The 18,660-nt window shown below is 65.3% G+C and carries 12 protein-coding genes and 1 pseudogene; 3 read left to right on the plus strand and 10 right to left on the minus strand.

Annotated features, from left to right (window positions below; translation table 11 throughout):
• Positions 1–217: 217 nt before the first annotated feature.
• The 10 genes and pseudogenes from ACCQ03_RS08360 to ACCQ03_RS08405 form a co-directional block, all read right to left on the minus strand.
• The gene (locus ACCQ03_RS08360; RefSeq protein ID WP_057661563.1) at positions 218–1,132 is read right to left on the minus strand and encodes an endonuclease/exonuclease/phosphatase family protein; all 915 of its coding nucleotides are present in this window, start codon (positions 1,130–1,132) and stop codon (positions 218–220) included.
• A gap of 62 nt (positions 1,133–1,194) precedes the next feature.
• Positions 1,195–4,332, minus strand: a complete 3,138-nt coding sequence (locus tag ACCQ03_RS08365; protein ID WP_209227777.1) for a discoidin domain-containing protein — start codon at positions 4,330–4,332, stop codon at positions 1,195–1,197.
• A 26-nt stretch (positions 4,333–4,358) separates the two neighbouring features.
• Positions 4,359–5,195: a carbohydrate ABC transporter permease gene (locus ACCQ03_RS08370; RefSeq protein WP_057661559.1), complete on the minus strand. Its 837-nt coding sequence runs from the start codon at positions 5,193–5,195 to the stop codon at positions 4,359–4,361.
• The gene (locus tag ACCQ03_RS08375) at positions 5,192–6,076 is read right to left on the minus strand and encodes a carbohydrate ABC transporter permease (protein ID WP_017157814.1); all 885 of its coding nucleotides are present in this window, start codon (positions 6,074–6,076) and stop codon (positions 5,192–5,194) included. The genes ACCQ03_RS08370 and ACCQ03_RS08375 overlap by 4 nt, the downstream gene beginning before the upstream one ends.
• Positions 6,073–7,443 carry a sugar ABC transporter substrate-binding protein gene (locus tag ACCQ03_RS08380; protein ID WP_209227775.1) on the minus strand — a complete coding sequence of 457 codons (1,371 nt, stop codon included), beginning with the start codon at positions 7,441–7,443 and terminating at the stop codon, positions 6,073–6,075. Before ACCQ03_RS08380 ends, ACCQ03_RS08375 begins: the two co-directional genes overlap by 4 nt.
• A gap of 3 nt (positions 7,444–7,446) precedes the next feature.
• Entirely contained in the window at positions 7,447–9,066 is a 1,620-nt protein-coding gene (locus ACCQ03_RS08385) for a glucoamylase family protein (protein ID WP_057678444.1), read from the minus strand.
• Positions 9,067–9,169: 103 nt separating this feature from the next.
• Positions 9,170–12,149 (minus strand): annotated as a pseudogene (locus tag ACCQ03_RS08390) (TonB-dependent receptor).
• 136 nt (positions 12,150–12,285) lie between these two features.
• Complete coding sequence (locus tag ACCQ03_RS08395; RefSeq protein WP_150146375.1) at positions 12,286–13,308, minus strand: LacI family DNA-binding transcriptional regulator; 1,023 nt, start codon at positions 13,306–13,308, stop codon at positions 12,286–12,288.
• Between the two features lie 386 nt (positions 13,309–13,694).
• Positions 13,695–13,964, minus strand: a complete 270-nt coding sequence (locus ACCQ03_RS08400) for a BolA family protein (protein ID WP_039571900.1) — start codon at positions 13,962–13,964, stop codon at positions 13,695–13,697.
• On the minus strand, positions 13,961–14,260 hold the full coding sequence (locus ACCQ03_RS08405) for a YciI family protein (RefSeq protein ID WP_039571903.1): 300 nt from the start codon (positions 14,258–14,260) through the stop codon (positions 13,961–13,963). The genes ACCQ03_RS08400 and ACCQ03_RS08405 overlap by 4 nt, the downstream gene beginning before the upstream one ends.
• Before the next feature lie 227 nt (positions 14,261–14,487).
• On the opposite strand from ACCQ03_RS08405, the gene ACCQ03_RS08410 reads away from it, so the two are divergent.
• Genes ACCQ03_RS08410 through ACCQ03_RS08420 form a run of 3 tightly spaced genes read left to right on the plus strand, consistent with a single transcriptional unit; the run spans position 14,488 to position 18,374 of the window.
• Positions 14,488–15,516, plus strand: coding sequence for a segregation and condensation protein A (locus ACCQ03_RS08410; protein WP_209227773.1), 1,029 nt, complete (start codon positions 14,488–14,490; stop codon positions 15,514–15,516).
• 13 nt (positions 15,517–15,529) lie between these two features.
• Positions 15,530–16,738, plus strand: a complete 1,209-nt coding sequence (gene scpB, locus ACCQ03_RS08415; protein ID WP_209227772.1) for an SMC-Scp complex subunit ScpB — start codon at positions 15,530–15,532, stop codon at positions 16,736–16,738.
• Entirely contained in the window at positions 16,731–18,374 is a 1,644-nt protein-coding gene (locus tag ACCQ03_RS08420; protein WP_209227771.1) for a pseudouridine synthase, read from the plus strand. Before scpB ends, ACCQ03_RS08420 begins: the two co-directional genes overlap by 8 nt.
• Positions 18,375–18,660 lie beyond the last annotated feature (286 nt).

Genomic DNA, 18,660 nt, shown 5'->3' on the forward strand with positions numbered 1-18,660 from the left:
AGCGCACCTGGGCGCGATGAGGCTTTACCGGTCAATCCCCGTCGCGCCCGGGTGCGCTCCTACGACATACGGTGGGTTGGTGGATGCTCCGGCGCGAGCTGCAGGTGTGCACAGACGCCGTGCGGAAACGCACGGGCGCGCCGACGCTTCTTGGTAGGAGCGCACCTGGGCGCGATGAGGCTTTCCCGGTCAATCCCCGTCGCGCCCGGGTGCGCTCCTAGGGCATGCGGTTGATTGCCGGACGCTCCGGCGCGAGCTGCAGGCGTACCCACACCCCATAGTGATCCGATGCCCAGCGGCCTTCGGCATAAGGCGCCTCGAATAGGATGCGGGCTTCGCGGGCCAGCAGGCGGTTCTGCTGGAAAAACACATGGTCGATACGCGCAGGCCTGTCGAAGACGTGCATGTTCAAGGTGCTGACCGTGGCATCGCTATTGCGATGCACGCTGCCATAGCTGTCGCCGTAGCCCTTGCGTAGCGCTTGCAGATCGAGCGTGTCGGCGGCGGTGTTGAAATCGCCGGCGATCACCACCGGCGCCTGCGCGCTGTTGGAGGCGATGAAGTCCAGTAGATCGGCTACCTGGCGCGTGCGGATGCCGGTACCGCGTGGGTCGGCGCGTTCATTGAGATGGGTGACGTAGACGTTGACCGGCTGGCCGTCGACATCGATCTGCAAATGCGCGGCGACACGGTAGTCGTCCAGCGGCTGCAGCAGGCGCTGGTGCGTGGCCAGCACCTTGCGGTGACTCAGCAACGCGTTGCCGTAGCGCTTGGGCGCGTCGACCGGATCGACCGAGGCGAAGGTGTAGTCGTAGCCGAGCTTGCGCGCCAGCCAGGCAGCCTGATTTTCCACGCTGCCGCGGCGCTCGATCACTTCCTGCAACGCAATCACATCTGGCGCCAGTTGCTTGAGCTGCCTGGCGATATAAGCGCGTCGTGCCGGCCAGTCTTCGCGATCGTGATGCAGGTTGAGCGTGACCAGGCTCATTTCACGCGGCGCCGCACTCGGTGACTGCCCGACAGCTGGCAGTGACCGATCGGTCTTGCCGCGTTGCATGGCTTGCGCAGGATTGACGCCCTGAGCTATTCGCCCGGCCTGCGCGCCAGTCGAGCACAGCAGCAGCACGAGCACCGCGACCGGCCATCCGGCATGTCGCCGTACTGGCGCTGCCCGCGACGGCTGCCACGCCTGCCTCATTGCGTGGCGCGCTCGGCCCGCCGCACCGCGCTGGGCACATCGATCTGCACATTGGCCGGCAGTTGCTGGATGCGCAGTTCGCCGTTCTGCCACTCGGCCGATTCGCCGTTGATGGTCGCCTTGCCGGGGGTTCCCTGATACGGCCACGGCAGCACCACGCCGCCCGGCGGCAGGATCAGCCCTGGCTGCAGTTGCAGCACCAGTTGCTTGTCGGTGCGCTGCAAGGTGTAACTCAGGCGCCCGTACGGTGTGCGCAGTTCGGCAATGCCGATTCCCTTGCCTTCGAACCAGCGCGTCGGCGTGCCGGCCGCGATGACCAGGCTGGCATCGGATTCGCGACCGTAGGCGAACATGTCCAGCACCGAGCGTACGAAGTCCGAGGCGACCCAGGCATGCGGCAGGTCGCCGACGAAGAACGGTGTGCGCGGCGTGCGCGAGACCACTTCGGCCCATTGGTTCCACGGTTGTGGCGCGCGGTCCTTGAAGAAGAACGCAGTCGCATCCCAGGCGCGGTCGCGCCAGCCCAGACGCACGAACGCGGCCACGTTGCGCCACTCGTACGGCGTGTAATCCTTCCATTCGCGCTTGCCGTCGCGGCGGTCGGAGAATTCCTTCCAGTAACGCTCGAAGGTCTTGGTCAGCAGATCCTGCGGCAGACGCTGCTGCTCGCCGCCTGGCGTCAACGCAATGGTGGTCGAGGTCGCATCGAAGTCGCCCAGTTCTGCGGAGCCCGGCAGGAAATCCAGGTTGTGCTGACGCACGGCCGCGCCCAACGATGCGACCAGATCGCCGCTGAATTCATCGCGCGCGGCGCTGAAGCGTGCCGCCTCCTCCGGTTTGTCCAGCACCCCGGCCAGCATCGCCGCGTCCTTGTAGCCGCGCAGTGCCCAGAAGTTGTCCCAGTACGAATGCACCGGCTTGGCCGAATAGCCCTCATGGCTGATCGACACCGGCATCATTCCGTAGAAGGCCGGGTTGCGCATGAAGTTTTCTTCGGTGCGCTCGCTGGCGCGCAGCGTTTCCATGTAGTCGTAGGCGCCGCTGACATGCGGCCACATCTTTTCCAGGAAGGCCTTGTCGCCGGTATAACGGTAGTACTCGGCGATGTTGTAGATCAGCTCACCGTGGCTGTCGTTTTCCGGCACCGGGTCGCTGCCACGGTCGTCCACGCAGCACGGCACCATGCCGTCGGCGAACTGATACGGCGCAAACCAGTCCACATAGTCGCGCACCACATCTTCGCGACCCAGCCGCAACAGCCCTTCGGAAATCATCGCGCCGTCGCGGATCCAGCTGCGCGAGTAAGAGCGCGTACCCGGCTGCAGGCGCGGGCCGATACGCGAGATCAGCATGTGCGCCAGCGCCGTGCGCAAGGTATCGACCACCGGCTTGCCTTCGGCCGGCACGCTGATGCGCACGCGATCGAGCTTGCTGCGCCATTGCTGCGCCACCTGCTGCTGCGCCTTGTCCGCATCGAAGTTGGCCGGCAGCTGCGCGGCGCCGGTTTGCGGAATGACCAGGGCCACTTCACGGCGTTGGCCGGGCTCCAACTTCCAGCGATACAGCAGTACACCCGAGGCCAGGCCGGTTTCGTCCTTGACCTGGGTCACCGTTGGGGACGTGGCCGCGGTGAGATGGCTGACGTCCATGCCGCTGTCGAAGGCGCTCGCAAAGCCGGCATCCGGCCGCTGTGCCGCGAACACCCGCGGCTTGCCGTTGACACTGACCTGGCCGCCATTCACTGCGAGTTGCTCGATGCGGCTGACGCCCCCCAGGGTATTGAGAAACTGCGCCGGCGGGTTGACCTGGAATGGCCGTACTGCCAACGCCAGGGTGAACTCGCGCGCGTCCTTGCCGGTGTTGTGCAGTTGGTAACGCGCGACCAGTTGCGCCTGATCGGGGGTGCCCTGCACAAAGGCGGTGACGCGCAGGTTCATCAGGTCGTGGTGCCAATCGACGCTGGGAATCGGCAGGTAATCGTCCTGCAGGCTTTGCTCGCTGCTGACATCGGACCAGTGCAACACCTTGCCGCCGGTAACCACGAACGGCTCGATGCTGAAACCGCCCTTGCCGACTTCTACCGCACCGTCTTCGCCGATCAGGCCCTGTTCGGTGCCGCCGTCCAGACCGAGAATGGTCCAGTACGGCTGTTCCCCGGAAAAACCGCGCGGATAACTGCCGCGCGGCAGCTGCGCCGCCAGCGACTTGATGAAGTCGTTGGGCGTTGCGGCAAATGCCAGCGGCTGCAACTGCACTTCCTTGATGCCGTAGCGCCAGTTGGGGCCGTCCTTGAGATCGAAACGCAGGTAGCGCGCCTCGGTATCGGGAAGCGCCAGCCAATCGGTGCCGCCCGCGCCGGCGGTGACCGTGCGCAGGTCGCGCCAGCTCCGTCCGTCGCTGGAGGAACGCACCACATATTGCGAAGCTTGCAGACCCGGCACCCACTGCACCACGGCGCCGCCGAATTCGCGCACCTTGCCCAGATCCAGCGTGACCGTCTGCTGTTTGACCGCGCCGCTGAGCCAGAACGTGTCCGGCTTGCCATCGGCCAGGCGCTGTTCCAACGCAGGCGCGGTGTCGGTGATGGCCTTGGCCTGCAGCGGCGAGGTGTCTTCGGGTGGCAGCGGCGTCAGCGCCAGGCGGTCGAAGCACACCGTGCCCTGGCCACCGACCTTGTTGTAGATGGTGAACTCCACGTCCGCACTGGTGCGCAACTGCTTGTCCGCACCCGGACCCCAGGCCTTCTCGATGTTGCGCTTGCGGTAGTTGAACGTGGTCCAGTTCTTCGGGAAGTTGAAGCCCGGCCGGTTGACCCACCACACGTTGTCGCCGCTGGCGTCGATCAGCTTGAGCTGCAGGTCGTTGGAGGGCGACTCGCCACGCACCGCGAACGACATCCGGTAATTGTCCGGATAGGTAATCGGCAAATTGCGGCGGATGCCGACATAGCCGGAGACGCCGTTGAAGTTGTAATCCAGACACAAGGCGTGCCCACCGGAGCTGGTGGCCACCGGGCGCAGCGAACCGCTCACCTGGTTTGACACCACCAGGCGCCAGGCACCGATGTCGTTGAAGCCGTCGAGCACGCGCTCCTGCGCCTGCGCTGTGCCCGCAGACGTGACGAAAGCGGCCATGGCACACAGTCGCAGGAACACTGGTTTCACCCCTTCACACTCCCCAGCAGAAGCCCTTGGATGTAGTAACGCTGCAGCGCCAGGAACAATAGCAGCACCGGAATCACCGTCACCACCGCACCGGTCATCATCAGCTCCACGTCCATGATGTGCTCGCGCGACAGCGCCGCCAGTGCCACCGGCAAGGTGTATTGCTCCTGGTCGGTCAGCACGATCAATGGCCACATGAAATCGTTCCACGAGCCCATGAACGTGAAGATGGTCAAGGTGACCAGCACCGGCTTGAGCATCGGCAACACGATCTGGAAGAAGATGCGCATCTCGCTGGCACCGTCGATGCGCGCGGCCTCGATCAATTCATCCGGAATGCTGCGCGCGTACTGACGCACCAGGAAGATGCCGAACACCGTGGCCAACGCCGGCACCACCACCCCGCCGATGTTGTTGACCAGGTGCAGCTGCTTCATCAGCAGGAACAGCGGCAGCATCGCCACCTGCGCCGGGATCACCAGCGCCGCCATCAGGATCTTGAAGATGCGCTCGCGCCCGACGAACTGCAGCTTGGCGAACGCATAGCCGGCCATGGTGTTGACCAGCAGCGAGCCGAGCGTGATCAGCCCGGACACCAGCAAGCTGTTGGCGAAGTTGCGCGCCATGCCGGTGCGCGCGAACAGCTCGTGGTAGTTGGCCGCGGTAAACGCCGAGGGCAGCATCGGTGGCGGAAACCGGCTGGCCTCGCCCGTGGGCATGAACGACACCGACAGCATCCACAGCAGCGGTGCCAGGCTGATCAGCGCCAGCACCAGCAGGCCGCCGTTGATCAGCACGGCATTCCAGCGCGACTCGCCGACATCACGACTCATATCAGGTCCTTCTTGCGGCCAAAGCGCAGCATGACGGTGGTCACCGCCAGGATGATCAGGAACAACAGGAACGCCACCGCCGACGCGCGGCCGAGGTTCCACCACTTGAAGCCTTCTTCGAACATGAAATACAGCACGCTGACGGTGCTTTGCAGCGGGTCGCCGCGGGTCATCACATAGGGTTCGGCGAACAGCTGGAAGTAGCCGGAAATGGTGATCACCCCGACCACCATCAGGACCGGGCCCAGCATCGGCAAGGTGATGTGCAGGAACTGCTTCCAGCGCGACGCGCCGTCGATGCGCGCGGCCTCGTACAGGTCTTGCGGGATCGCCTGCAGCCCGGCCAGGAAGATCACCATGTTGTAGCCGAAGTTCTTCCACACCGCGAACAGCATGATGGTGGGCATCGCCCAGCGCGGGTCGCCCAGCCAGTCGATCGGGGCGATGCCCAGATGGCTCAGCCCGAAGTTGACCAGGCCATATTTGATATGGAACAGGTAACGCCAGATCACCGCCACCGCCACCAGCGTGGTCACCACCGGCGCGAACAAGGCGGTGCGGAACAGCGCCTTGAAGCGCGAGGCCTTGGCGTTGAGCAGCAGGGCCGCGCCCAGCGACACGCCGATCGACATCGGCACGCCCAGCAGCACGAAGTACGTGGTGTTCCACAACGACTTCCAGAACAGCGGCGTCTGCAGCAGGTCGATGTAATTGCCCAGGCCGACGAAGCGCAGATGGCTGCTGTCGGCCAATGCGTACAGGTCGAAGTCGGTCACGCTGAGCACCAGCGCGGCGAACACCGGCACGCCGAAGAACATGCCCAGCACCATGATCGACGGCGCGGCGAAGACCCAGCCGGCAACGGAATTACGCTTGATCATCGTGCGGCTCCCTGGTCCGCTGCGGCGGCTGGCGCAGTGGTGTCTGCAGCCGCTGGCTGCACTGCCGGCCGAGCCGTGTCACCGGCCGGGCCGACATGCCCGCCCTCCTGCTCGAAGATCCAGCGGCGCTTGGCCAAGATTTCGTCCACGCGTTGATCCAGTTCCTGCACGGCGGCTTCGTGCGATTGCCCGCCACGCACCACGCGCTCGGTGACCAGGCGCATTTCCTGCACGATGCGCTCCCACTCCAACACCTTGGGCGTGGCCTTGACACGCTCCAGCTGGTCGCCGAAGGCATGCGCCAGCTCGTCGTTGGCCAGCGAGGGCAGCTTCCAGGTGCTGCGACGCGGCGGCAGGTCGCCGATGATGGCGTGGAAACGTGCCTGTACCGTGGGCTGGGACAGGTATTCGATCAGCTTCCAGCTGGCGTCCTTGTGTTGCGAGGACTTGAAGATCACCAGGCTGGAACCGCCGGCAATCCCGGCACCCAAGCCATTAGGCCCCGGCAACGGCGCGGTGCCCCACTTGCCTTCCATGCCCGGCGGCTGGCGCAGCTTGAATTCGCGCACGTTCCACGGCCCGGACAGATTGAACGCGTAGTAGCCGTTGAAGAACTCGTACCAGACATTGGAGACCTGGGTCTCGGAGACCTTGGGCGCCCAGCCCTGCTGGTACATGTTGTCGTAGAAGCCCAGCGCCTTGCGGAAACCGGCGCCACGGAAATTGCCGTAGTTGTCATGGTCGCGCAGCAGGCGGTCGTCCTGCTGCAGCGCGAACGACAGTTGCTGCTCGAATTCGTTGAGCGGCATCAGGATGGCGTAGCGGTCGGGGCCGACCTTGCGCTTGATTGCGGCCATCACCTGTTCCATCTCGGCCCAGGTCTTGGGCATCTGGTTATAGCCGGCCTCGCGCAGCAAGTCCTTGCGGTAGAACAGCAGGCGCGTGTCCACGTACCACGGCACGCCGTACAGCGTGCCGTCGACCAGATTGGTATCCCACACTCCGGGGAAATAATCGGCGGGCTCGACGATCTTGGAGCGCGCCACGTACGGCTGCATCGGCTCAAGCGTGTCCAGCAGCGCGAATTCCGGCAGCCAGGTGTTGCCGAGCTGGCACACGTCCGGCAGGCCGTCGGCGGCAAAGGCGGTCAGCAGTTTTTCGTGCGCCGCGGTCATCGGGATGTTCTGCACATCCACATGGATGGTGGGGTTCTGCTTTTCGAAATCGGCCACCAGCTCGGCGACCACTTCGGCCTCCTTGCCCATCGCCCAGAAGCGCACCGTGGTCTTGCCCGGATCGGAGCGTTCGCATCCCGTCGCACCTGCACACAGGGCGAGGGCCAACATCAACAGTTTCAAAAGGCGCACGGATTACTCGGGTTTTTGGCGTTGCGAGGGGTCTTGCTGGGCCTGGGCGGCGGCGGCACGCGATTCGGCCATGCCCAGCGCGCGCGCAGCGGCCTTCTGCTCGTCCTTCTGCGGCGCCGGCTGCGGCTCGCCCTCCGGGGTGAGCCAGCCGCCGGTGAAGCCGGCGCGTTCCAGGCCGGCACGGATGTAGGGGTTCTTCTTCATCACGTTCCAGACGAATTCGTCTTGGTAGTTGGCGATCATCGTCAGGATCGGGCCCTGGTCGATGGCGATGTAGTCGCTGGCCACCCAGCCACGGTCCGGCACCATGCGCCCGGTCTTGATCGGGATGTCGTAGTTGAAACTGGGGTTGAACGAATCCAGGAACCCATAGCTCGAATACAGGAAGTCGCCATAGCGCTTGTGCATCTCCTGGGTGGCAGGAATCACCACTTCCGGGGCGAACACGATCGAGGAGATCGCCGCAGTCGGGGCGATGGTGCCGTCGTCGAAATTCTCGCGCAGACCGGCGCCGCGCGAAGAGTAATGGCGGAACTGGCGCTGCTCGCCGCGGTATTCCTGGCTGGTGTTCTGCGGACCATCGCTGGCGGTAAGGCCCCAGACGTTCTCGCCGTAGTCCTTCCACTTCATCGGGTTGTCGATGGCGTAGTCGCGCTGCGCCAGGGTGGCGCGGCGGCTGTTGAGGAAGTAGTCGATGCCGCGTTCGCGCATGTACTGGTCCTGGATATCGCGAAAGTCGATCCAGACATGGCTGTATTGGTGGCCGAACAGCGGGCCGAACGACAGGTATTCCTGGCCCTGGTAGACGCCCCAGTCGTTGTTGTAGGTGCGGGTCCAGCTGGTCCAGGCGTCCGGGTCCACGCCATGCGTCGGCGAGCCCAGCGCGAGGATGTACAGCATCATCGCCTCGTTGTAGCCCATCCAGTCGTGGTTGATGAAGCCGCTCTCGGGGAACCAGCCCATCGAGATCAGCGGCGCACGCTGTTGCAGCCAGCGCCAGTCCACGCGCTTGTAGAGCGTGTCGGCGATCTGGCGGATCTCCTTCTCGCGCGGGTCGTCGCCGTCGTAATACGACTGGGTGAACAACACGCCCATCATCAGCAGTGCGGTGTCCACGCTCGACAGCTCGACCCAGCTGTCGTAGCGGTTGCCCTGCTGCATGTCCAGAAAATGGTAGTAGAAACCTTTGTAGCCGGCGCGGCCGGTCTTCTGCGGGCCCATCGGCGCGTCGCGGAAGAATTTCAGCGTGGTCAGGGTGCGGTCGATCGCCTGATTGCGGCTGACCCACCCGTTTTCGATGCCGATCGGATAGGCAGTGAGCGCAAATCCGACCGACGCAATGCTGGCGAACGGGCGCGACGGAAACCGATCCGGCGACAGGCCGTTGACCTCGTTGGTGGTGTCCCAGAAAAACTGGAACGTGCGGCGTTCGATGTCCGAAAACAGCGGCGGCAGCGGCGGCTTGACCGGTTTGGGCGGCAGTTGCGCCTCAACCAGGATGACTTTCACCGGTGCCTTCTTTTGGGCCACCTTGGGTTCCTCGGCTTGCTTGCACGACGCCAGGACCAGCGCGCCCAGCAAGAGTGGAATCGTCAACCATCGCGACGTGTTGCCCCTGTCCATCCGCCCCCCACGTGTGTAATCGATTACATCTGACACGCCAACCTACCCTATCCAGGCGCCGAGTTCGACCGCTCTGGCGTTGCGGCCAGGGCGGTCGAGCACCTCACCAGTTCAGGCCGAAGGCCAGACGGAAGGTACGCATCGGCGACGCCAGCACACCGGTCGGTGTGCCGTAAGCCGTGTTCAAGTCCTGCAATGTTCCGGTATCGCCGTTGAAGGTGGCGTAATTGACCCAGTTGAACACGTTGAGGATATCCGCACGCACGTTGAATTTGACACCACCGCCGGTGTCCCACTCTTTATTGGCGGCGATGCTGAATTCCTTGTAGCCCAGCGTGCCATCCGGCTTGAACTGGATGATCTCGCACTGGTCGTTGCCAGCCAGGCAATTCTGGCCGTAGCGCGCGGTCTGGCTGGCCAGCGAGAGCTTGCCGGACAGCTTGATCTCATACGGCAGCTCGTAGATGCCGGTGACCACCAGGCGGTTCTTCGGGATGCCGCCGGCCTCGCGCCAGCCATAGTCCTGGATGCGTTCGCGGTCCAGCGCATAGTGCTCGCCGAACTGACGGTTCTCCTTGGCATCGGAATAGGTGTAGGCCACGGTCAGGCCCCAGCCGGATTCTTCGTCGAAGGGCTTTTCCACCTGCAAGGCCAGCTGGTTGTTGCGGGTTTCCACGCCATTGGTGCCCAGCACGATGGCGCTATAGCCATTCGGACCGTCGGTCGGCACCCCGGAGGTGGTGCCCGGCTGGAAGAACGACCCGTCCGGCAGGCGGTTGCCGCGCACGAAAGCGAAGCCGTCATGGCTCTCGATGCGGCTCAGGGTGACATCGGTGAACCAGTCCTGGCCCCACAACGGCACCATGTTGCGCATGCCGATGCTGAACTGATCGGAGTACGGAGTCTTGAGGTTGTTGTCGATCAGGTAGACCTCACGTCCGCCACCACCGGTGCTGTTGGCCGTGAGCGTGTTCAAGCCATCCTGGCTGTTGTACGCCGGATTCCAGGCCGTGCACGGGTCGCCCAGGCAAGTGGGGTTGTTGGCGCTGGTGAAGTAGTAGCTATACGACTTGAAGGAGTTGTTGAGCTGCTCCAGTGCCAGGTAATCGAAGATGTTGCGGTCATAGGCACGGCCGGCGCCGCCATAGATCACGTGGGCCTGATCGCCGAACAGGTCGTAGGACGCACCCAGGCGCGGCTGCCAAGCATTCTTGAACGCCTTGCGGTTGTTGCCGGTGCTGATGAAGTCGTTGATGTTGTAGTTGGCGTTGCGCAGGTTGGGCCAGTTCTGCAGCGCGCTGGCGACATCCGAGGGGGTCACGAAGTCCAGGAATGCCGGGGTTTCTTCGTAGTCGTAGCGCACGCCCAGGTTCACGGTCCAGTGCTCGTTGACTTCCCAGTCGTCCTGCAGGTAGATGCCGTACTGCTTGTTCTTGGACACCACCGAACCGCCACCTTCCACCAGCGGCGCACCGAAGCGCACCCGGTACGGCGTTTCGACGTCGGTGAGGATGTTGTAGTAGTACTGCGGGTTGGCCGGGTTGAACTGGGTCGAATCCAGGCCGATGCTCTTGAACTTCACACCCATCTTGACGGTGTGCGCGCCGTGCCATTCCAGGCTGTTCAGGGTGAGGTCGTCCTGGAAGGTCCAGCCCTTCTGCCCCTTGCGCTGGAAGCTGCTGCCGGCCCCCGCCGCCAGGATGTCGGTCTCGTTGCCGCGCCCCGGCGCGTAGCTGAGGATGTAGCCATTGCCGTTGTTGATCGGCGCCTGGTTCCAGAACGCGCTTTCGTAGCTCAGGTTGGCCTCGTTGAGGAAATTGGCCCCGCTGTACTGCCAGCGCAGGTTGGCGCGCTTTTCTTCCTGCCCGTTGATGCTGCCGTGCTCATAGGTCGAGGTGCGGCCAACGTCGTTGAGCTCGTCTTCCTTGCGGTACTTGCCGGTCAGCTCGAAGAGGTTGTTCTCGCCAATGGTCCAGTCGATCTTGCCGAAATACAGGTCTTCCTTGAACGGCGTGCTGGAGGTCACCACCAGCGGCTGCAGCTGGGCCGGCAGCTGGTCGACGCGGTCGGAATAGATCGAGCCGGGAATCACCACGTTCGGGGTGGTGTATTCCTTGGCCTCATAGGCGATGAAGAAGTGCGCCTTATCCTTGAGGATCGGGCCGCTGAAGGCGGCGCCGTACTGGGTTTCTTCGAAGTCGTCGCGCACGCCGGCCTTTTTTCTCCAGCGGGCTTTCCTCGCGCCAGCCGTCGTTGCTGGTGTCCCAGAAGAAGCTGCCGTGGAAGTCGTTGGTGCCGGACTTGGACGAGGCCACGATGGCCGCGCCGCTGACCTGGTCGAACTCGGCCTTGTAGTTGGACGTAATGACCTTGTATTCGCCGATCGCCGACTGCGGGAACGGGTTACCGCGGCTGGAATCCTGGCCGCTCACACCGCCGGTCAGCACGTAGTTCTTCTGGCTCACACCGTCGATGTAGACATTGGTGCCTTCGGCCGAGGTGGCACCGGTGCGCACCTTGGTGGTGCCGTTGGCCTCGCGGGTGAACTGCACGTTGGGCACGGTGTCGGCCAGTTCCAGGAAGTTGCGCGTGGCGCGCGGCAGGTTCTGGATCTGCACGTTGGAAATGTAGGTCGCGTTCTCGGAGGTGCGCGTCTCCACCAGTACCGGTGGCGCCTTCACCTGCACCGCATCCAGCGTGGTGGCGTTACCACCGGCGGCCGTGGCCGGTTCGCCGCCGACGCCCAGATTCAAGGTCGCGGTCTGGCCGACCTGCACGGTGACGTTCTGCGAGCTGGTCTGGCCATTGGCGGTGACATCGATGCGGTACGAACCCGGCGGCAGGCCGCCTACCGAATAGCCGCCATTGCTGACCTGCACGGTGCGGGTCAGGCCGGTGGCCAGATTGGTGGCGGTGACCTGCGCCTGGGCGGCAGGTGCGGCATCGACGGTGACCTGGCCGCGGATGGTGGCGGCGGTGCTCTGTGCGAAGGCCGGTGCGGCGCCCAGCAGCAGGCAGCTGGCAAGCGCGCAGCTGAGCAGCTTGCGCGCCGGGCGGGCGGAATGGGGGTGGTGGTGGCGCATGGTCGTCCCTCCAGGGATCGGTACAGATTGTTGTTGTGGCAGTGCAGTGGTGCAGGAACAGCCGCTGCGGGGACAGCGGGAGCGGACAGAACGTCCGCGAAAGGGTCGGCAGCCCAGAAACGCGTGGCCGCAAAGGTCAGTGAGCCGATTCGCCAGCACCGCAGGAGGCGCGGATCACCAGCTCGGGTGTCAGCAATTGCCGGATGCCGTCGTCGCGGTCGGGCGTTTCGACCAGGCGCATCAGCCGGCTCATCGCCTGCTCGCCCAGCCGGGCGATGCTCACCCGCATCGTGGTCAGCGCAGGGTGGACAAAGCGGGCCAGCGGAATGTCGTCGAAACCCGCCAGCGCCACGTCGCCAGGCACCGACACATCGGCCTGGGCGAACGCGTACAGGCAGCCCAGCGCAGTCATGTCGTTGGCGGCGAAGACCGCATCCGGCAACGCGCCGGCCGCCAGCATCGCCATCCCGGCACGGTGGCCGGAGGCTTCGTCGAAGTCGCCCGGGTATTCCACGCCCTGCGCTTGCGCACCGAACGCAGCAAGCGCATCGCGGAAGCCGCGCAGGCGTTCGCGCGCGTCGAAATTCAGCGCCGGGCCACCGATGAAGGCGATGCGGCGGTGCCCGGCACGCAGCAGGTGCTCGGTCATGGCCATGGCACCGGCGTGGTCGTCGATGCCCAGCACCGGATAGTCGGCACCGGGCAGGTGCGCATTGATCAACACCGTCGGCAGCGACTGCGGCAGGTTGTCGGTCAGGAACCCCGGCTGCTCGGCGTAGGGCGAGAGCACCAGCAAGCCATCGACGCGCCCGCGCATCGAGCGCAGCGCCCTGCCCTGGGCTTCCGGGTCGCCGTGATAGCTGGACACCAGCAGGTGCTGGCCCGCCGCACGCGCCGCGCCATCGATGCCGCGAATCAATTCGGAGAAGAATTCGCCGTACAAGTCCGGCAACACCACGCCCAGCGTCTGCGACCGCCGGCTGCTCAGGCTGCGCGCGGCCGCATGCGGGCTGTAGCGCAGCCGCTCGGCCAGTTCAAGCACCTGCTGACGCACCGGTCCGGCAACGTTGTCGTGCCCATTGAGCGCACGCGACACCGTTGCAACGGAGACCTGCGCTTCCCGAGCGACATCTTTGATGGTGACCGCACCCTTGGCCATTCGTGCCGCCCTCCGCGACCGACTTCCCAAAACTGGCGCGGACTGTAAGCGTTTTCATACAGAGGCGTAAACCCCTATCTTCACATGCGTGAAAACGCTTACAGATCAATCAGCTGCAGGTGAGGGACGCGTGAAGCAATGTGCTGCGGCGCAACAAACATGCACCCATGCGTCCACAAGCGAAGCTCGATGCAGATCACGATTGGCAGCGAGTCAACCCGGCCTGGCCAGGCGCCGCACGACCCGGCAACCGTCATGGGCACCCCATGCGCCTCGGCAGCGGCGCACTGACGCGCGCTTCCATGAAGGCCATCACCATTGCGCCCCAGCGATTCTGACGACAGCAAACGGCTGGCACGACCGCAGTGCTCCCTGCACGGCAACGCTCAGCCAACCTCGCCCGGCGCGAAGGCCTCGATCGACAAGGCATGAATATCGGTCTGCATCAGCTCGCCCACTGCGGCATACACCGCGCGGTGCCGTGCCAATGGCGGCTTGCCGGCAAATGCAGCACTGACCACGCGCACATTGAAATGCCCACGCCCGTCGCGCGCGCCGGCGTGGCCGGCATGCCGCGCGCTGTCGTCGACGACGTCCAGTTCGGTCGGCACCAGTGCCGCCTGCAATGCTGCGCGGATCTGCTCGACCCGGTTCATGGCAGCACCCGGCGGAACGGGCGGACCTCGGTGCGCGTGTACACACCCGCTTCCACATAGGGGTCGGCATCAGCCCAGGCGCGGGCATCTTCCAGCGCGTCGAACTCGGCAATCACGACGCTGCCGCTGAAACCGGCCGGACCCGGATCTTCGGCATCGATGGACGGACACGGGCCCGCCACCAGCAATCGTCCCGCGGCCGCCAGCGCCTGCAGACGCGCCAGATGCGCCGGCCGCGCCTGCTGCCGCGCCGCCAGTGCGTCGGCCCGGTCATACCCCTCGATTACGTACCACACACGCCACCTCGCCAGAACTTGAAGATCACCAATGGGATTCTAGCTGGCCCGGCGCTGGACACCGCCCCCGCGCACGCATTACCCTTGCCACTACTGCACACGCAACCGGACGCAGCGGCCCGTCGGCCCAGGCTCAACGCTTTTCCCGACGACCGATTCGCTGCCCACCGCCGGCCCGCGTAGACGACCTCCTCGCTGTTCCGTCGCCGCATGCCACGCGGCGCACGTTGTATGTGGATTTGTGGGATCGTGCCGGCGCAGGCACGACATTGATCGCAATAACTAAAGGCAAAGCCCTGCGGGCGCGGCTTAAGACCGCCGCCGGCGACCGTAAGACCGATGTCGACCTGATGAATTCCGAACTCGCGCACGTCGCGACTCCGCCAGCCACGAGCGCGCCGCCACAGCAGCAGGAAATGCCGCTGGCGGTGGTGCATGGGCAACCGGTGCTGCAGATCCCGCAGGATCTGTATATCCCGCCGGATGCGCTGGAAGTCATCCTGGATGCCTTCGAAGGCCCGCTGGACCTGCTGCTGTACCTGATCCGCCGACAGAACCTGGACATCCTGGACATCCCCGTCGCCGAGATCACCCGGCAATATGTGGACTACATCAATGTGATGCAGGAGCTGCGCTTCGAACTGGCAGCCGAATATCTGGTGATGGCGGCGATCCTGGCCGAGATCAAATCGCGCATGCTGTTGCCGCGCCCCCCCAGTCAGGATGGCGAAGAAGAGGATCCGCGCGCCGAGCTGGTCCGCCGGCTGCAGGAATACGAACGCTTCAAGCAGGCCGCCGAGGATCTGGACACCCTGCCCCGCATGGGCCGCGACAGCGCGCCGGTGCAGGCGCATCTGCCCGAGCGCGCCGCGGTCAAGCTGCCGCCGCCGGTGGAATTGAAAGAAATGCTGATGGCGCTGTACGACGTGCTCAAACGCGCCGAGCTGTTCACCGGCCATGCGATCAAGCGCGAGGCGCTGAGCGTGCGCCAGCGCATGGGCGATGTGCTGAGCCGCCTGGACGACGGCAAGTTCTACCGTTTCGAATCGCTGTTCACGGCCGAAGAAGGCAAGCTCGGCGTGCTGGTCACCTTCCTGGCGCTGCTCGAACTGGCCAAGGAGCAGTTGCTGGACATCGTGCAGGAAGCGCCGCTGGCGCCGATCTACGTGAAGTCGCTGGCGTTGGGCAATACCAATGCGCCGTTGCAATTCTCCAGCGAATTCGACGACAGCGATGCCGCCAACGAACCTATCTGAAGCCGATCATCGAATGGATCAAGCGCTGATCACCCGCATTATCGAAGCCGCCCTGCTGGCGAGCAGCCAGCCGCTGACGCTGGCGCAGCTGCAGGGCCTGTTTCCGGAAGAAGAGCCGGCCCCGCCCGGCAGTGTGGAGCGCGCACTGGAATTGCTGCGCGAGGCCTGTGCCGAGCGTGGCGTGGAACTGGTCGAGGTGGCCTCCGGCTTCCGTTTCCAGGTCAAGGCCGACGTGCATGGCTGGGTCGCCCGGCTGTGGACCGAGCGCCGCACCAAATACACCCGCGCCACGCTGGAGACCCTGGCGCTGATCGCCTACCGCCAGCCGATCACCCGCGGCGAGATCGAGCAGGTACGCGGCGTGGCAGTCAGCAGCAACATCATCCAGGCGCTGGAAGAGCGCGAATGGATCCGCGTGGTGGGCCACCGCGACGTGCCCGGCAAGCCGGCCCTGTTCGGCACCACTAAGGGCTTTCTGGATTACTTCGGGCTCAAGCGATTGGACGAGCTGCCGCCATTGTCTGAGTTGAAGGACATCGCCGAGCTGGAACCGCAGCTGCCGCTGGACCGCGACGGGCAACTGGACGGCGCCGTACCGGCGTCGGCAGCGATGGACGCGGCGCAGGATCAGGCCGATGCAGACCAGGCTGGCGCTGAGGGCGGCGATACGGCTGCGAATACCGACGATGCGGATGCTGGCAACACCGACGCGGATATGAAAGCCAACGCTGGCGCTGCGGCTGACGACAGCGGCACCGGCGCTTTGCAAGCGGGTTTGAAAACGGACCAGACCGACGCCTCGGCGAACCCGGCCAGCAGCACCGGAGCACCGAGCGATGACCAGGCCGACGCCGAACGCGATACTGAAAGCGACATTGAAAGTGGTGCCGACGCCGACCAGCATGTACAGGACTCACCCGACGATGCCGCAGTCGACCGGCAACACCACGGTCTCGATGAGGCGATCGACACCGAAGCGGTCGATGCAGTGAACGACCAGACACCGCAGCACCCCGAGCATGGCTCGGCGCACCAGAACAACATGCAGGACCCAGACGACGCCCGTGAGGGCGACCCCGACACCGCGCCGGGAACGCGCGCGGATGCAGTGAACGAAGACGAAGACAACGCCGTCGCGACGACGACCGTGGCTGTTGACGAAGCCGATTCCGACCCAGAGGCCGACCCGCAACGCGGCGGCCGGAGCCAGACACATGAGTGACACCCCCCGCAAGCTGTCGTTGAACAAGCTTTCCCTCAAGCGCGACAGCGCGCCCGAAGCGCCCAAGCTGGAAGAGCGCCTGCACAAGGTGCTGGCCCAGGCCGGCCTGGGTTCGCGCCGCGCACTGGAGCAGCGCATCGCCGACGGCCTGATCAAGGTCAATGGCGCCGTTGCGCAGACCGGCATGTCGGTGCGCAGCGGCGACAAGATCGAGCTGGACGGCCGCAGCTTCGTGGCCAGCGCGCTGACCGAACCTTCGCGCGTGCTGATCTACAACAAGCCCGAAGGCGAAGTGACCACCCGCGAAGATCCCGAAGGCCGCCCGACCGTATTCGAGTCGCTGCCGGCATTGAAGGGCTCGCGCTGGATCGCCATCGGTCGCCTGGACATCAACACCACCGGCCTGCTGCTGCTCACCACCGACGGTGAGCTGGCCAACGCGATGATGCACCCCTCCTACGAGGTCGAGCGCGAATATGTGGTGCGCGTGCGCGCGCCGGAAGGCGAAGAAAAAGTCTCCGATGCCATCATCGAGCGCCTGTCGCGCGGTGTGCTGCTGGAAGACGGCGGCGCCAAGTTCGACGAGATCGAACGCATCGGCGGCACCGATTCGCACGACTGGTTCCGCGTCGTGGTCAAGGAAGGCCGCAACCGTGAAGTGCGCCGCCTGTGGGAATCGCAGGGTTGCCAGGTCAGCCGCCTCAAGCGCAGCCGCTACGGCAAGATCTCGCTGCCGCGCGAGCTGCTGCGTGGGCACTCGGTGGAAGTGGCGCAGGACAAGGTCGACGCCTTGCGCGCCGAACTGAAACTGGAAGAAGGTGCGCCGTCGGCACTGACCCTGCAGCCGGTGATCGGCCAGCGCCGCGCCGCCAAGTCCACCGTGCACGTCTCGCGCGATGGCCGCAGCAATGCCTACGTCAACGGCCAGACCTCCGGCGCCGATGAAGGCCGCGAGCTGCGACGTTTCGACAACTTGCGCGAAGATCGCGGCCGCGGCGGTCGCGGCAAGCCTGGCGGCTTCAGGGGCGACCTGACCGTCAGCGGCGAAGCGGCCGCCAAGCAATCGCAGCAGCGCCCGTTCAAGCAGCGCGGCCCGGCCAAGGGCGACCGTGGCGCGTTGCCGGACGGCAACCCGGCCGCGTTCCGCAGTTGGTATGTGCCCGATGGCGTGAGCACCGGCCCGAGCGGCCACCGCAACGCCGGCCCGAGCGGCCCGGGCACCGGCCAGGCACGCCCGTATGCGAAGAAAGGGCCGGGCGGCGCGCGTCCCGGCGCTGGCGGTCCAGGCGGCGCCCGCTCGGGTGGTCCAGGACGCGGCGCTGGCGGCGGACAGGGTCAGTCGCAGGGTCAGGGGCAGCGCAAGCATCCGTATGGCCACCCGGGCAACGCACCGAGCTTCCCCTCCGATCACGCCAACCCGGGTTTCAGCCCGTACGGTGCGGCACGCCCGGCTGGTCGCCCGAGCGGTGGGCGTCCGGGTCCGGGTGGTAATCGCGGCCCCGCGTCGGCCAACCGTGGCCCCGGCGGTCCCGGGCGCGGTCCGGGCAGCCCAGGCGGCGCACCGCGCGGCCCCGGCGGCCGTCCGCCGGGCGGCGGCAATCGTCGTCCTCCCGGCGGCGGTAATCGCGGTCGTTGACCGTCAACCGATCCATGCACAAAAAACGGCCCCCGCAAAGGGCCGTTTTTTGTGATGGACGCCGCGGGGCATCCACCGAGACTGGGACGCTGCCGCGTATCCGGCGGTGCAGTCGTGTAACGAAGCCCTTCGCTACGGTGCTACCGCGATGCACCGGCCGCACGCACCGGTTGGGTAGGACGACCTCGATGCTGCGATCTAGCCCTGCAACACGATTGCGCGCCCTCCGTGTGGGCGCAAACGCCGTTCGACATCGACACGCACCGCTCGTGCGCTCCGGTGAAGG

The organism is Xanthomonas sp. NCPPB 3569, from assembly GCF_041475645.2.
GTDB classification, from domain to species: domain Bacteria; phylum Pseudomonadota; class Gammaproteobacteria; order Xanthomonadales; family Xanthomonadaceae; genus Xanthomonas; species Xanthomonas phaseoli.

Excerpts from the sequence above, each read along its gene's own strand:
- ACCQ03_RS08365 (WP_209227777.1), bottom strand. The coding sequence starts at position 4,332 with ATGGCCGCTTTCGTCACGTCTGCGGGCACAGCGCAGGCGCAGGAGCGC.
- ACCQ03_RS08370 (WP_057661559.1), bottom strand. The coding sequence starts at position 5,195 with ATGAGTCGTGATGTCGGCGAGTCGCGCTGGAATGCCGTGCTGATCAAC.
- ACCQ03_RS08375 (WP_017157814.1), bottom strand. The coding sequence starts at position 6,076 with ATGATCAAGCGTAATTCCGTTGCCGGCTGGGTCTTCGCCGCGCCGTCG.
- ACCQ03_RS08385 (WP_057678444.1), bottom strand. The coding sequence starts at position 9,066 with ATGGACAGGGGCAACACGTCGCGATGGTTGACGATTCCACTCTTGCTG.
- ACCQ03_RS08395 (WP_150146375.1), bottom strand. The coding sequence starts at position 13,308 with ATGGCCAAGGGTGCGGTCACCATCAAAGATGTCGCTCGGGAAGCGCAG.
- ACCQ03_RS08400 (WP_039571900.1), bottom strand. The coding sequence starts at position 13,964 with ATGAACCGGGTCGAGCAGATCCGCGCAGCATTGCAGGCGGCACTGGTG.
- scpB (WP_209227772.1), top strand. The coding sequence starts at position 15,530 with ATGGATCAAGCGCTGATCACCCGCATTATCGAAGCCGCCCTGCTGGCG.
- ACCQ03_RS08420 (WP_209227771.1), top strand. The coding sequence starts at position 16,731 with ATGAGTGACACCCCCCGCAAGCTGTCGTTGAACAAGCTTTCCCTCAAG.